This is a genomic window from Marinomonas rhizomae (genome assembly GCF_003315485.1).
Classification (GTDB): Bacteria; Pseudomonadota; Gammaproteobacteria; order Pseudomonadales; family Marinomonadaceae; genus Marinomonas; species Marinomonas rhizomae.
The window spans coordinates 73,348-89,495 of sequence record NZ_QNSE01000009.1 but is presented as its reverse complement, the minus strand read 5'-3'; the positions used below and the strand labels follow the sequence as shown (position 1 = coordinate 89,495).

Genomic DNA, 16,148 nt, shown 5'->3' with positions numbered 1-16,148 from the left:
TTAAATCCCAAAACTCGCTGCCAAGGTACCCATAATCATAGACCAACCATCAACCATAACAAAAAGCATGATTTTGAAAGGTAGCGAAATAATGATTGGGGATAACATCATCATCCCCATTGCCATTAAAACACTGGCCACCACCATATCAACAATCAGAAAGGGAATAAAAATCATAAAACCAATCTGAAAAGCCGTTTTAAGCTCACTTGTTACAAAAGCTGGCATCAAGATGGTAAACGGCAACGTATCCATTGAATGAATAGTACCCTCTTTACCTGCTAACTTAACAAAAAGAGCAATATCATCCTCTCGAGTTTGAGCCAACATAAAGTCCCGCACGGGAACAGACGCAGCCTCAACAGCCTGAACCGATGTCATTTCCTCTTTTAAATAGGGCTGCAGCGCCACTTCATTTACTTTATCAAGTGTTGGCGTCATGATGAATAACGTTAAAAACAGAGCCATACCAATCATAATTTGATTAGAAGGGGTCTGTTGCAAGCCAATAGCTTGTCGCAAAATAGCCAACACAACAATGATTCGAGTAAAAGCCGTCATCATCATTAGAGCCGCAGGCAAAAGCGTTAAAGCCGTCATGATAAATAAGATTTGCAACGAAACACTGTAGTCTTGACTACCATCGGCATTCGTAACAACTTTTACGGCTGGCAACCCGACTTCAGCCCATGACAAAGCAGGGAGCATCAACAAAAGCAGCAAACCAAAACGAATCACTGGACGCCCTCTTTGCCATTTTTATCATCCGCTGAATTCTCTCTATCAACTTCGTCCATCAAAGAAGCAAATGATTTACTCTTGGATGGAAAGCTTCGCAAGTGATTTATAGAATGCGCCGTAACTCCAATCAATAGGCGCTCCCCTTCAACCTCAACAAGCATCAATTTTTCTTTCGTCCCCAAAGACTGAACAGTCACAATTTTAATATCAGACTGGCCCAGTTTCATTTGAGCAAACTGAAAGCGTTTCATTAACCAAAGACAAGCCGGTATAAAAGCAATCACAAAAACGAGTGAAACAACGACTTTCCAAATAGAGGAAGTAACAGATACATCCTGCACACCAGACGCTTGCAAATAAGGGATGGTCATGCAAAGCATGACCATAAAAAAATAACGATTAAGAGAGGAAAAATTCAATTGGCACTACTTCAGTCGTCGAATACGCTCACTAGGGCTTACAACATCCGTCAAACGGATACCGTACTTATCATTAACCACAACCACTTCGCCATGTGCGATCAAGGTGCCATTAACAAGCACATCAAGCGGCTCACCCGCAAAACGATCAAGCTCAACAACAGAGCCTTGTGTTAACTGCATTAAGTTTCGAATGGCTATCTCGGTATTCCCTAACTCCATAGAAAGGACAACAGGGATATCCATGATTAAATCGAGGTCAGAACCAACACCGCCACTAGGCACAGAAGGATTTGTCAATGTTTCTAACTTAACAGGCTCAACTTTTTGCTCTGACATTGCTGCAGCCCATTCATCTTCTATTCCCTCTTCACCCTCAGTTTCACCCGCTTCAGACATTGCAGCAGCCCATTCATCGGCCAAATCTTCGTCCATACCTGCTGCATCTGGATTTTGCTCTTCTGCCATGCTACTTAGTCACCTTCGTCTTAAAACTTTCTTCCATTTGTACTGAATAACGCTCGTCACTGACACCCAACTTACCTTTAAAAGTTGGTACACCATTCGCTCGAACCGTGACGAACTCCGGCATTTCTATCGGTATAATATCACCCACTTTGAACTTTAATACCTCGCCCAAAGAAATTTTTCGATTCGCCACATTAACCGACAAATTTACACTAATATCTTTGACATCCTGCTCTAGAGATTTACCCCAGCGATCATCTTTTTCATCGACATCACTTTGTACACCGGCATCAAGGAGCTCACGAACAGGCTCAATCATAGAATAAGGTAGAGTAATATGAAGCTCACCGCCACCACCATCCAATTCGATATGGAAAGTAGAAACCACCACCACTTCACTGGGACTAACAATATTAGCCATCGCAGGATTTACTTCTGAACTAATGTATTCCAACTCCAGTTTTAATACAGGCGCCCAAGCTTCCGTCAAATCTTTAAACACTTGCTCAAGCATCAACTGCACAATACGAATTTCAGTTGGCGTGAACTCTCGACCTTCAATTTTAGCATGACGCCCATCACCGCCAAAAAAATTGTCTACTAGCTTAAACACTAACTTCGCATCAAGTATAAAAAGCGCAGTACTTCTTAGCGGTCTGAATTTCACCAAATTCAAACTGGTAGGCACATAAAGCGTATGAACATATTCACCAAACTTCATCACTTGTAAACCACCTGATGAGACATCAGCGGTACGACGAAGCATATTAAACAAACTAATACGTGTATAACGAGCAAAACGCTCGTTGATCATTTCCAAAGTGGGCATACGCCCACGGACAATACGCTCTTGACTAGTAATGTCATAAGACGCCACACCATTGGCATCTCGATTATCTTCTTCGGCAGGCTTTTCATCTGCACCATGTAAAAGCGCATCAATTTCGTCTTGGGATAATAGATCTTGAGCAGCCATAATTTATTGCATCACAAAGTTAGTGAATAACACGGCATCAATCCCTCCTTGACCAGTCTCCTGCTCAAGAATGCCATTAATCGCGTCAAGAGAAGCTTTTTTCAAAGCCTCTTTCCCATCTGCCGATTGCAAATCATCAAATGATTGACTAGAAAAAAGTAAGACCAGGCTGTTACGAATAAGCGGCATATGCAGCGTTACCGCATCCACTTGAGCTGTATTTTTTGACTTGACAGCCATATTTAACTGAACATAACGCTGACGGCCATCCACCATAAAATCAATCACAAACGCAGGATCCAAAGCCAAATATATGGAAGGCTCATTCGCTAACGCAGCCTCTGCAGCCTCAGCGGATTCACCACCCTCATCAGATCCACTAAAAAATAGGAAGTAAGCGGCTGCGCCACCACCTACCAAAACAAGAACAAGAAGAACAATGATAATAAGTTTTTTCTTACCACCAGACTTTCCCTCTTCTGCACCTATATCCAAACCATCTTCTTCAGCCATATTCACAAACCTTAGGTGTATCAAATTCTTTATACAGAACGTTTAGCACGCCCTTATGTATTAACAGCCTTCTATTCTACAAAGAATCAAACATAGCACCATCAATTTCTCAAAAGTTTAAGCATAGTAATCAACACCAGATGCTGAAACATACGATAAATTGCCTGGAATCAACTCTTCATCAAGGTCATCATTACCAGTAAGACTTCCTTGAGGTGATCCTCCATTAGGATTATTTTCCCTATATTGCGCACCGGAAGTGTCCTGCTGTGACACATCAACATCAGCTCTACTTAAGTCCATTCCTTGCTGAGCGAGCATTTCTCTAAGCCGCCCCATTTGCCCTTCCAATAAATCTCTTGCTTGTGGCGTCGCAGCCACAAAGCTTATTTGTGTATTCGAGTCACTATCGACCGATACTTTAACAGTCAAACTGCCTAATTCTGGTGGGTCTAAACGAATATGAGCGGTATGACCACCCTCACGAGCAACCCAGGCAACCTTCTGACTCATTTCATTAGCCCACCCTGGATGACCTGGAGGCAAGCTCATTGCCAAATTATTGGCTTGAGGGTTAGCTGTTGGAGCATTTAAAGCTGCAGCGGCAACAGCAGGGCGATTGACGTTATTATGCAATGAGCTATTTAAACCACCCGACGAGCCATCGTCCCCTAGACCACCATCAATTTGCGCTGCCATTCGACTAAGCATGGCTTCATGTTCTTTTTTACGCAACTCGATTGGCTCATTAATCAAAGCACCATCTTCGCTCAAAATAGACTCAGCAGAATCCAAATCCATCTCACTAGACAATGACACATCAGCACCAGCCAACAAAGAAGACGGCAAAGCCTCCGAGCGATTTTGCTTATCAACTGTCGCTGCCATAACACCCGCTGAGACCATCGTCTTCGCAGTATCAAGAGCGGCATTGCCTACAGATTCGGTTGTTACAGCCTTCGCCCCTGATGGTCCCATCTGAGACAAAACCCAAGACAGCTCATTTTCAGCAGCGTCATCAATGCTATTAGAAAAAGGATCAACCCCATCCACTAAAGCCTTGTCAGATAACTCAACTAAAGTCGATGATGCTGTATTATTACCATCCTTAGAATCACCACGCTTAATAGCACTCAGGCTAACAACTCCAGCTTGGGCATCATCGGAAGCCTCGGGAATTAAAGTCCCCTTAGCATTCACAACATCTACCGATAGCTCGACCACATTGTTTTTTTCATTTCCTATAGTATGCAAGGCAGGAGAATTACCCGCACTGTCTTGAGAACCCACAAGATTCAGCTGAACCGGAGGCTTGGCTCCACCCTCCAAGTCTTTAGGTAAAACATTTGAAAGAAGTTGATCTTCACTATCTGAAACAGCATCAGGTGAATCATCAACTGGTAAACTTTCGCCTTCTTGCTGCAAAGCCTTGCCGCTTTCTTTAACCGCGACATTGCTCTCTAAAGTCTTAGTTTTACCGTCTGCAACATCTACTTTTGCCCCCCCATCGTTATCACTCACCGAAGCAATATTTTCATCTGCTTTTGTTTCACTTGTGGTCGATGACGTTGTCGAAGCAACAGAAGAGGAGGAAGTTGACGCGCCTTCAGTCTTTGATGACTCTTTAGAGCTAATTGCGGCTTTTGCCTTATTAAAGTCATTTGCGAAAGTAGCCCCATCATTAGAAGACTTCGTGACGGTAGGCTTTTTAGGTGGAACACCTGAAGGTAAAGACAATATTGTATTTGAATCTGTGCGCATAATTTCCTCCAACGATAGAGAGGTCTATGCAATAGAGAGGCCAACTGCTAAAACTAACGCTCCAAGCCTACTTGCCAATGATAATGTGCTGTCACTGCACTTCCACCTTTAGAGAATTCTAGCTTTGAGCAAAGTTGATCCAAAAGCGCCAAGCCTCGATTGTAGAGTAACTCCGTATTGGATATATCATAATTAACACTTTGAAAATCGAACCCCGAACCACTATCTTCCACATAAAGTATCAGCGCTCTGTTATTATTCTCAGACGTTACTTTAACTGAAATTTTGACGTAGCCTTCTTGTAAGTTAGCAAGATTATATTCGCGTTCTTCATAATAACGAGAGAAGCCGTCGCTAGAATTTTTTTTGTCTGAACTCAGCTTCAAAACACCATGTTCAAGGGCATTTGAATATAGCTCAGAAAGAATCATAAATATCTGACTAGAGAAACTACTTAACCCCGGGACGGTCGTTAGTATCTGTAAAACATAGGGCAAAGGATCTGTATTGCGCAATGAATCCGCATTCAATACATATTCAAAGGAAAAGTCAGCAGGCGTCTCATCGTGCCCTTTTGACACTTTGTATTCAGGCGAATCAATGCCAATACTGGTATCCAAGCGAACACTAAGACAAGAAATATCGTCATGTGGGTTTTCTAAAACCCCCTCTTGCTCTAACTGTTGCGTAAGCCAATCAATCGATTGAGCGGCATCAACCTCACCGTCATAAAGAGGCTTCAATACCGACTGACAAAACATCTTCCCAGATAAATCCAACGCCTCATACACACCATCTGAAAATGCCATCAACCTATCACCAGAAGCAAAAGACATAGGCTCAATTTGGCATTCAAATTCATCAGGAGATAAGACACCTAAAGGCAAATTTTTGGAAGTAAAACGCACTGGTTTGCTGACATTTTGAGGGAAAAGCAATAAATCCGGCAGCCCTCCATTCCAGACCTCAATACTTTTATTGTTCACTTTAATATCGATAAACGCGGCACTACAAAACATATTCGACGGTAAAACGCCTTTCAGGCGTGCGTTTATCTCAGGGATAATTTGACGCATCAAAAAGCCTTTTTTCGTCCAATCAAAAAAAATGTCTGCAAGCGGTAGCGCCCCAATTGCGGCAGAAAGCCCATGACCAGTAAAGTCTCCCAACAGTAAATGCATACCGCCGTTCGGCTTATAAGCCGCCAAAATAACATCGCCATTAAAAGTGTGCGTACCATAATGAATTGTCGAAAGTGCGGAGTCCTTTAAACAATTAGAGTTAGTTATATTTTCATAAACCACTTTCGCCACTTCTTGATCATTAAGTAGCTTTTCATTGTATAAACTCATTGCATCACGCTGCTCTTCAAGCGTTTTCTGCATAACTAACAGCCTGACTATGGCATTTAATTTCGCAGTAATAAGAGCCGGACTATAAGGCTTTGAAATAAAATCAATACCACCGATGCGCAGGCAGTTGGATAAAGCAATAGGATCAGTCACACCAGAAAGGAAAATAATAGGGACAAAAACTTCACCCGCAGCACGTTGAATGTCGAGTGCCGCCTCCCAACCATCTTTACGGGGCATTTTTATGTCTAAACACACTAGCTGAATTGTATGAGGATCAAATTTTTCAACCGCGTCTTGCCCATCAACAGCTGAAATCACGTTATGACCAAATTGACTAAGAATCGCTTTTAGCAAGATTCGATCAGAAGGGTTGTCATCCGCAATCAATATGGTTAAGACTTGTTCCATACAACACTACTCAGCAATATCAAAAAGTCGATGAAAGTTAGCCATTTTAAGGATATCAATAACAGCACTATTCACATTCACCAAACGAATCTCTTCATTCTCTGCGCCTACGTGATCTCTAAGCAACAGCAACATACCAAGAGCAGAGCTATCAAGGTAGGTAACGCCCGCTAGATCAACCCTACATTCTTTTACTTTAGTAACACCAGTAAAAGCTTCTTTAAATATTTTATGGCAGCTGTAATCAAAACGCCCCTTTACTAAAATCGTTAGGCACCCTGTTACTTCATCAAAAAAGCTTTCAACCACAGCCCTCTCCTCATAAATGAGCGAAAGGATTTATGATTCATTCCGCTCATCGTTAGATATTTTTATAGATACATCATCGCCTGCATTATCTACAATGTTCAATGTCGTTTTAGACATTAAACTATGAACCCGCTCAAGCATCTCACTTATAGACTCTCTCGCTCTATCTAAACGAGCAACACCAACACTACGATCAGATTCAAGTAGTGACAGTGTCGAGGCCGCCATAGATTTCATGCCTTCAATCTGCTCTTGAACTTTACTAATATCGTACTCAACATCTACAGCAAAACGATGTCGAACTTTTTCGCTTTCTTCTTCTGTTGCCGCTAGGCTTGCTAATACCCCAGCCCTCACTTCATTAAGACAACGATCAACATCACCTAACAAAAAGATATCTGACGATAAATCTTTCTCGACTAAAGCTAACCGCTGCAAAACCAGCTCATAGCCCAATATCAACGAATCTCGAACCTGCTCAGAAAGCAAAGCCACATCATTTAAATCAGCCCCAAACTCTTCGAAAGGAAATTCATTCGCAACAGCAAGGTCATTCACCGACCGCTCATTGTGATCTGTTTTTTCGTCAATTAGGGATGCTATTTGTTGTAGTTTCGTAATTTTTTCAAGGGAATGTGTTTGTATAGAGGACGAATTCAACCGTTCAAAAAGCATTACTACCCTTCTACGCATCGACTCTAATGACTTAGCAAAATCAGCATAAGGAGAGTCTTGCCTTAATAGACGGATAGGCGAATTCCATACATCTTGCTCTAGCAATTTCAAACTGTTGTGCAGAATATTAAATTCAGCCATTTCAGCCTTTGTTTGAATTGAAATTAAACGCTGAAGAGTTTCAGACTCTTCATCCGACTCAGAAACAAAGCAATGAACACTTAACCAATAAACCCCATCAGACAAATCCAATTGCAAATCTTGCTCTGAAAATAAAATAGAGTCAGCAACACGTTCATCAATAGGATCGTCTAGGCCTGAATCAATACCAAACAAAGACTCAAAAAAGGGCGTATTTCTAAACCACAGCTGCTCAGCTCCAGCACTCAACCATGCGATATCACCCTGGCCATTTGTCACAAAGAAAGGCTCCGTTACTTGAGCCAACGCCTTCTCAATCAAATCAAGGTTTTCACGCTGTTGATCAAGATCATGATCTCGAGATGTCAATTCATTATCAACCAAGTGCCCCAAGTCGGTGAACTCATCTATAACATTGCGAGACTGAAACGCAGACACATGACCACGTTTGCTATGATCAAGAATACCGTGCAAACTTGAAAAACCAGATCGCAATTGACGACTAAATCGAACCGTCAAAATGACTATGATCGTGGCCAATATGAAAAAAATACAAACAGGAACCCAAATCAATCTCTCAACAAAAAGTTTACGCTCATAATCTAAACCCACTCTTATTTGCAAAAGCTCATCATCTAGTGATTCTAAATGCTCAAAAGATGAGTAAGCAGCTCTTCTTTCCTCATCAGTTAAAGAAAAAGAGCCTTGTTCTTTTTGCAACAGGGAATCCAAAAAAACCAATGAGTCAGAAACATCCACACTGGATGTCAGTTTGAAGTCTTTTAAATGTCCATCTATCAACTGATATTCACTTACTAGCACCTGATAAAAATTACTAGAAGAAGCTTCCTCACCGCCTTCATTGTCAAAAACCCTACGATCATCCGCTAATAACCACTGCAACCAATGCTCTTCAGCACTATGAACCAAACCTATAAGTCCACTCAGCTTTTCTTGATGAGCATTTTGTTTTTCTAAATTAGTACTCATCAACATATACATGCCAGTGAAAGCCAATAGCAATAAAAATAGCAGAGCAACAACGCCTTTTTGTACACTATTAATCAGCTCTTTTCTTGGAACTCCAAACGGCGAATGTGGTGTATTCATAGTCAATAATCACTTTCAAGCTAAAGATGAGGGCGGCCAAAAGGCAGCAACAAAGGATAAATAATTTTTCTTGTCAACAACAAAATCGCCCTCTTGCATAGCAGCAAGTTGGCTTTTTATACCCTCACCACTCATTAATTCATCAGAAGGCGAAGAAAACTCTCGAACACAATGGCTAGCACCTAAAGTAATAGACCACTCACAAGAAGCAAAAGGCAAGACAACAGACTCCGACATCCATTCAAGAATGACTGAAAAAGCTACCTTATCAACTGAAGTATTGGAGTCTTCAGAAAGGCTCTCCCTTGTCATAACCTTATCAAAACTTCGTCCATGATGAGTAAACAAAGGCATTAAACGAAGCTCATCGCCTTCAAAATGAACCACTAAAGACGATTCTTTATAGGGCAACAAGGCTAATAGTAAATCCGCTTCTATCCAAAACATCCTGCCATATACCCTCCCAAAATAATAACCATTCTTAGAAGGATATGTTGATTTATTTTTCTCCGGACATCGAGATAAGTGGGGCAACATATTCCCGCTCAGTAACCATGGTTCTAATAAAGGAACATCGGTCTGACTTAACCAAATATTTTTTACCCAAGACCGCGGGACCGTCATCATAGAGCAAGCAGCCTCTACCTCACGAAAAAAAGTGTAAGGTAAGGCAAAATAAAACATCCCTTGCTTTACAACAAATACCTGAGAGATGGCCTCCAGCAGAGGACAAAAAGCCGCATACTGTGGAGCAACCAAAGGCATACTTAATAAAATTTTGGCTCGAACACCTTGCTCAGGCTCAAACCAGAAAGCCTCTTCTTCCAAAAAGACATCGCTCAACTCGACATTATATCGGCCTAAACATTCTTTCTGATCAAAAACAAACCGACCAAAAGACGTTTCAATCTCATACAAAAAATAGGATAAGTAGTCACACCCTAAATATTTTATATAAGAAGTTTCCGCTCCCCCGCCTAGCGCTTGAGCACCAATATAAACATAACCCCCATGGCAAACAGGAAAATACACCAAGCCTGTGTCCTGTTCAAAAGTCGTTATATTGTCCATACTGGGAACAAGACGGTCAGTCTGATGCACATGACTAAGGCTTGATGAAAAAAAGGAACCAAAGGGCTGATAGAATAAGGCTTTAAATCTATCTTCAAATAGATCTAAAAGACGATAGCGAGACTCTCGTGGCATAGTAATATTTTGAAAAAGAGGCAAAAAGCTCAATTCACACAAGTCACGTAATGGTTCTTTATCATTAACTGAAAGCACTTGCCATTGAAGCAAAGGAAACCGTCGTTTCAGCCAAGATAATGACTGCACACTGATTAATAAAAAGCGTCCATTTACACAAGAAGATTGTATCGAGTCTAACTGAAAAGATACTCGCCCTACACTTGCAAATACCTCTAAGTAATCATCCACACTCATCGCATTAGATTGAACAGAGTCCAGTCGCGCTTCATAATTCCGATACTCTAACGGACTGCCTTTTTCATTCGCAATAGAAGTCACTAGAGCCCAACAAGAGCGCTCTCCAGAAAGAAGGCCATCTAACTGCCGCGAACGATCAACTGAAAATTGCCCCGCCATAGCCACTTGTAAAAGCGCATCAGCGGCAGACAAAAGTGCGGAATGATAGTGAGTAAAATAAGGAGAACCGGATAGCAAAAGTTCATCAACTGCGGCTGTAAAAGAGTTCAGACGTTGATGATAGAGACCGTGAGTGATACTTGATTGTGAGATTTTTTGCAAAGACAAAATAGTTGATTGAAGTTGTTCCAACCCACGACATGGATGATAGGCATAATCATGCAAAGCCATTTCTATATTAGAAATAGGCAAAGACAAATCAATGAGCCCGCTATCCGATCTCGCCATATTTGATCCCAACACTAAGCCAATTTGGCTGTACAAAGTAGTCCTTAAAATACTATCGCATATTGTCTAAAAAACGGCGCATGGCAAACTCATCACTTTGACGTTGCTCTTGTTTTGCTTCTACGACCAATTCCGCTTTGTGATTTTTTTCTTTCAACCAATCCATGCTTTTAGTTTTCGAACGGGCTTGCAACCATCGACGCATACTCATATCTGCTTGTTGCTCAGAACGCCCTACTGCCGCCTCTTGCTGAACAATAGCTTGTTGAACTCGACTCACAAAATGCTGATAGTTAGTTGTTAAATAAGCACTTAAACCAAGCAAGTTACGCTCAGATTCATATTGCCCAGCGTACTCACGCAGCTCGTTCAACTTTTCTTCATCGTACTGCACTTTTGCTTTGTCGCGAGCCAATTGCTGTGCTGCCGCATCTTCTTTACGTTTAGCGAGATCGACTAATATCTGCATTCGATGTGATTTTTTCATGCGGCGCCCTCCTGAAACTCACTAAATAGTAGACTTTTTCGACAAGGATCGTCTACTGCCCCTTCGTCATTGCCGTCACAAGGGCTTGTAAACTCTGATCAATTGTAAAGCTTTCGGTTAGAGACTGCTGTAGAAAACTGCGAATTTCTGGCATTTGAACGATGGCTTGATCTAAATCTGGGTCACTGCCTCTTGCATAAGCACCAACCGAAATAAGATCCTGATTCTGTTGAAATTTAGAGTACAACTGCTTCACTCGCATCGCACCATATAGATGATCTTCACTGACTATATGCGGCATAGCTCGGGAGATGGAAGCTTCAATATCAATAGCAGGATAATGACCTTCCTCAGCCAAACGACGAGATAAAACTATATGCCCGTCAAGAATCGCTCGAGATGCATCTGCAATAGGATCTTGTTGATCATCTCCTTCCGTCAAAACAGTATAAAAAGCGGTAACTGAGCCACTGCCTTCACAACCATTACCAGCACGTTCAACCAATTGAGGAAGCTTAGAAAACACTGAAGGCGGATAACCCTTGGTGGCTGGAGGCTCGCCAACAGATAATGCAATTTCCCGCTGAGCTTGTGCATAGCGCGTCAATGAATCCATCAGCAGTAATACATTTTTCCCTTGATCCCGATAATACTCAGCAATACGTGTTGCCAACATGGCCGCACGCAACCGCATCAACGCAGAATCATCAGCAGGCGATGCAACAACAACCGAACGAGAAAGTCCTTCTTCACCCAATATTTGATCAATAAACTCTTTAACCTCTCGACCACGTTCACCGATCAAGCCAACTACCGTAATATCCGCTTCGGTATATTTTGTCATCATACCGAGCAACATACTCTTACCCACACCGCTACCTGCAAAAAGCCCCAAACGCTGACCTTTACCAACCGTCAGTAAACTATTTATTGCCTTTATACCAACATCTAAAGGCTCACAAATGGGCTTTCGTTGCAGAGGGTTGATCACATTTCCATGTAAAGTCACCGAGTCATTGGTTTTAACCGGCCCCTTACCATCTAAAGGTTTACCTAACCCATTGACTACGCGACCAAGTAATTCATCGCCAACTGGCATTTTACTATCACCGAGTAATGGACGAACTCTCGCCCCAGGTGAAATACCCTCGATAGCTTCCGTAGGCATGAGATAGGTTAAATCCCCCGTGAACCCTACCACTTCGGATTCTACCCAGCGATTCTTCCCCACTTGCACAGAGCAACGGTCACCAAGAGCCACAACACAACCAACCGCCTCCATGGTCAAACCGACCATACGAGTCACCTTGCCTTCAATTTGAGGCGGCAACGAGACTGAGGAAACATGACTTAACTTATTTAAACGTTCTACAAGAGTGGACACGAGCATTATTCCTGCTCAGGAAGGATAAGGTGGCGGAGCTCATTACACACCGTTTCTAGTCGCTGCTCAACTCGCCCATCTATATGAAAAGATTTTGAGTCAACAACAAATCCGCCGCCAATAAGGGAATCATCTTCCTCGAGCTGTATGGTCAAACGGTCTTTTACTCCAAGTTCGTCTAAAACAATAACATCAGCAGGGTTAAGACGTAGTTTAACTCGCCCTTCATATTCGCCTATTTCATCAAATACTCGAGCGAGCTGCTCTCGTAAAACTTGATGGCCATCTTCAGACATTTTCGAGAGGCAGACGTTCTCAATGATTCTCGTCATCGACTGATACAGGATATTTTCTGCCGCGACACGACTATCTTCTAATGGTGATACAATTTCGGCTACAACACTGGTCAATAAGGCTTCAAGAGTCTCTAGTTTGGCCTGAGCTTCTACTCTTGCCTGACTCATTCCTTCTTCAACGCCAGTTGCTAAACCTTCTTCATGACCTTTAGCAAAGCCATCCACTTCACCTTTAGCAAAGCCATCAGAATGACCTTTTTTATGGCCTTCCTCTTCACCTTGGATAAAACCTTCATCATAGGCTGCAGAGCGAATTTCTTCTAATTGAGAAGCCGTTAAAGGCTCATAAATTAAAGAGCTTTCATCCACCTCTTCTGTTGTTGCGGTGTCGCTCTTCTGAATAAGAATCGCAGGGCCCGTATGAGCTTTCGACTTGTTACTCTCTAGATGAGGAAGCTCCCAGCGTTCATAAGCAGTAAGCTTACGCTCTTCTTTTTCCTGTTTTTGATCAGACATATTCTAGTTAAACCATCTGCTCACCGCCGCCACCGAGAACAATCTCCCCGTTATCAGCAAGGCGTCTGGCAACGGCCAGAATTTCTTTTTGAGCGACTTCTACTTCACTAACACGAACTGGGCCTTTCGCTTCCAAATCATCTTTCAACATGTCTGCCGCACGAGATGACATGTTCTTAAAGACTTTTTCTTGCATATCTGGGTCCGCTCCCTTCAGCGCAAGAATTAAGGTTTCCGACTCCACTTCACGCAAAATAACCTGAATACCACGGTCATCCACCTCCATCAAGTTGTCAAAGACAAACATCAGGTCTTGAATTGTATTTGCTAAATCTTCGTCCACATCACGAATAGACTCCATCAATTCAGACTCAACTGTACTATCAATGAAGTTCATGATGTTGGCTGCAGTACGAATCCCCCCGATAGTCGTTGACTGTGTCGAATTATTACCGGAGAACTGACGCTCAAGAATGCTGTTTAGCTCTTGCAAAGCGGCTGGCTGCACAGTTTCCAGCGCCGCAACACGTAATACAATATCTAAACGCACGCGCTCATCAAAGTTGGCAAGAATATCAGCCGCCTGATCAGGGTCTAAATAAGAAATAACAATCGCTTGAATTTGAGGGTGTTCGTATCGAATTACATCAGCAACAGCACGAGACTCCATCCACTTAAGCGTATCAAGTCCTGTTGTATTTCCGCCCAGAAGAATTCGGTCGATTAAACTTCCTGCTTTTTCTTCTCCAAGAGCCTCCCTTAACATATTTCGAATGTAGCCGTCTGCACCAAGACCTAAACCGGTTTGGTCACCAACCAATACGAGGAAATCATCTAACACTTTTTCCACTTGATGACGCTGAACATTAGACAATTGCGCCATCGTTTGACCGATACGCTGAACCTCTTTCGGGCCCATGTGCTTCAATATTTGTGCAGCATCAGACTCACCAAGCGACATGAGAAGCACAGCGGCTTTTTGAACGGAACTTAAATCTGCACCTTGGCTTGCATCACTCATTTGCTTTCCATTACCCATTGTTTAACGACTTGAGCAACACGCTCTGGCTCTTCAGCGATTAACCCTCGAATGGCATTCAATTGACGGTCAATTTTCTCAGGAGAGCCTGGCACCAATATATCTTCAGCACTAACAAGAGAGACTTGATCATCTGAAATTTCATCCGTTTCATCAGAGAAGATGGCAGCCTCAGTATCTTCAGTAACTGCAATTTTATTCTGATCACTAAGGGTTTTCAAAATTGGGCGAACCACTACTAGCAATAGAATAAGAACAAATAAACCAACTAACGTAGGCTGTATTAAATTTAAGAACCATACCTGCTGATAAAATGGCAACTCAACAACAGGCTCCTCAGGTTCAGGCAAGGCAAAAGGCGAGTTAATAACACTCACACTATCGCCTCGTGTCGGATCATATCCAACGGCATCACGGACCAATAAGGTTAAACGCCCCAATTCATCATCACTCCAAGGCGTGCGAACAATCGCCGAGGTATCCGGGTTAAGGCTGACTAAATCATCGACAACAACAGCAACAGATAAACGCCTAACCATACCTTGCTGGCGCTTGGTGTAACTGATACTTCGATCTAGCTCAAAATTACGTGTTGTTTCTTCCCGGGATTGTCCATTATTAGTAGAGGAATTCCCACCTATTGGAGCACCGTTTTCATCCACTGCTTCTGGAATGGTCACCGCGCCCGGAGGCTGATTTGTCAATGCCCCAGGAATACCGTTTGTATTAGCACCCGCTCCCCTGTTCTCTTTTAAAGTTTGCTCGCTGCGCAAAGCCAGCAAATCGGGATTGTATTGTTCATTGGTTTTTTCAACAGCGGTAAAATCGACATCAGCAGACACTTCCGCCTTAAAACGACCTTGGCCAATCACTGGTCCAAGAATATTATTTACTCGCTGTAATAATACGTCCTCGACTTTACGGGCATAATCAAACTGTTTACCGGCGACAGACAACTCTGAATCCGAGTCTTTTTCTGTCAACAAAGTACCACGCTGATCAACAACAGTGACGTCTTTGTCGCTCAACTGAGAAATACTAGAAGCCACCAAATTTACGATAGCCTCTACTTGACTCTTATCAAGACGTCTTCCGGGATAAAGCTCTAAAAACACAGAAGCAGAAGGCTTTCGTGTATCACGCACAAAAACAGACTCTTTGGGTATTGCCAAGTGAACCCTTGCACTTTTAATACTTTGCAAACTAGTAATAGTCCGGCTCAACTCGCCCTCTAAACCTCGCCGATAACGGGTCGTTTCAACAAATTGAGATGTCCCCAGACCTTGTTCTTGATCCATTATTTCCATACCAACAATATTGTCGGAAACAATGCCTGAGCCAGCTAATTTAAGACGCGCTTGATGATAGAAATCAGATTCAACAAGTAAAGCACCTGTATTTTCATCTAATTTAAAGGGAATGTTATTAACACTGAGGATTTCGACTATTTGATCTGCGTTATAATCCGTAATACTACTTAATACGGGTTTGTAATCGGGGCCATTACTCCATAACACAGCCGACAAACCAATTGCGATGGATGCCGCCAAACCGACCATTAGTGCAAGCTGACGTATTACCGTCAGCTTATTAAAGCCGGTAACCAACTCTAGATAGAGCTTTTGCTCCGATTGTTCTGCAGGGACATTATCCATTA

The 16,148-nt window shown here is 42.5% G+C and carries 15 protein-coding genes; all 15 read right to left on the bottom strand.

The window, feature by feature from the left end; genetic code table 11:
* Positions 1-738, bottom strand: a complete 738-nt coding sequence (gene fliP / locus DFP80_RS12750; RefSeq protein ID WP_113917184.1) for a flagellar type III secretion system pore protein FliP — start codon at positions 736-738, stop codon at positions 1-3.
* Positions 735-1,112, bottom strand: a complete 378-nt coding sequence (fliO, locus tag DFP80_RS12745; protein WP_258546984.1) for a flagellar biosynthetic protein FliO — start codon at positions 1,110-1,112, stop codon at positions 735-737. Before fliO ends, fliP begins: the two co-directional genes overlap by 4 nt.
* Before the next feature lie 54 nt (positions 1,113-1,166).
* A complete protein-coding gene (gene fliN, locus DFP80_RS12740) occupies positions 1,167-1,628 on the bottom strand; it encodes a flagellar motor switch protein FliN (protein WP_113917183.1) in 462 nt (153 codons plus the stop codon).
* Position 1,629: 1 nt separating this feature from the next.
* Positions 1,630-2,604, bottom strand: a complete 975-nt coding sequence (gene fliM, locus DFP80_RS12735; RefSeq protein WP_113917182.1) for a flagellar motor switch protein FliM — start codon at positions 2,602-2,604, stop codon at positions 1,630-1,632.
* 3 nt (positions 2,605-2,607) lie between these two features.
* Positions 2,608-3,117 carry a flagellar basal body-associated FliL family protein gene (locus tag DFP80_RS12730; RefSeq protein ID WP_113917181.1) on the bottom strand — a complete coding sequence of 170 codons (510 nt, stop codon included), beginning with the start codon at positions 3,115-3,117 and terminating at the stop codon, positions 2,608-2,610.
* A gap of 117 nt (positions 3,118-3,234) precedes the next feature.
* Entirely contained in the window at positions 3,235-4,878 is a 1,644-nt protein-coding gene (locus tag DFP80_RS12725) for a flagellar hook-length control protein FliK (RefSeq protein WP_113917180.1), read from the bottom strand.
* Positions 4,879-4,931: 53 nt separating this feature from the next.
* Entirely contained in the window at positions 4,932-6,641 is a 1,710-nt protein-coding gene (locus DFP80_RS12720; protein WP_113917179.1) for a SpoIIE family protein phosphatase, read from the bottom strand.
* Between the two features lie 6 nt (positions 6,642-6,647).
* Complete coding sequence (locus DFP80_RS12715) at positions 6,648-6,950, bottom strand: STAS domain-containing protein (RefSeq protein ID WP_113917178.1); 303 nt, start codon at positions 6,948-6,950, stop codon at positions 6,648-6,650.
* Positions 6,951-6,980: 30 nt separating this feature from the next.
* Entirely contained in the window at positions 6,981-8,876 is a 1,896-nt protein-coding gene (locus tag DFP80_RS12710) for a hypothetical protein (RefSeq protein ID WP_113917177.1), read from the bottom strand.
* A 15-nt stretch (positions 8,877-8,891) separates the two neighbouring features.
* Positions 8,892-10,769: a hypothetical protein gene (locus DFP80_RS12705; RefSeq protein WP_113917176.1), complete on the bottom strand. Its 1,878-nt coding sequence runs from the start codon at positions 10,767-10,769 to the stop codon at positions 8,892-8,894.
* 52 nt (positions 10,770-10,821) lie between these two features.
* Positions 10,822-11,256 (bottom strand): flagellar export protein FliJ, encoded by a 435-nt coding sequence (gene fliJ, locus DFP80_RS12700; RefSeq protein ID WP_113917175.1) that lies wholly within the window; start codon positions 11,254-11,256, stop codon positions 10,822-10,824.
* A gap of 52 nt (positions 11,257-11,308) precedes the next feature.
* Positions 11,309-12,640 (bottom strand): flagellar protein export ATPase FliI, encoded by a 1,332-nt coding sequence (fliI, locus tag DFP80_RS12695; protein WP_113917338.1) that lies wholly within the window; start codon positions 12,638-12,640, stop codon positions 11,309-11,311.
* Positions 12,641-12,645: 5 nt separating this feature from the next.
* Positions 12,646-13,452, bottom strand: coding sequence for a FliH/SctL family protein (locus tag DFP80_RS12690; RefSeq protein ID WP_113917174.1), 807 nt, complete (start codon positions 13,450-13,452; stop codon positions 12,646-12,648).
* A gap of 7 nt (positions 13,453-13,459) precedes the next feature.
* On the bottom strand, positions 13,460-14,473 hold the full coding sequence (gene fliG, locus DFP80_RS12685) for a flagellar motor switch protein FliG (RefSeq protein ID WP_113917173.1): 1,014 nt from the start codon (positions 14,471-14,473) through the stop codon (positions 13,460-13,462).
* Positions 14,470-16,146, bottom strand: a complete 1,677-nt coding sequence (fliF, locus tag DFP80_RS12680; protein ID WP_113917172.1) for a flagellar basal-body MS-ring/collar protein FliF — start codon at positions 16,144-16,146, stop codon at positions 14,470-14,472. Before fliF ends, fliG begins: the two co-directional genes overlap by 4 nt.
* Positions 16,147-16,148 lie beyond the last annotated feature (2 nt).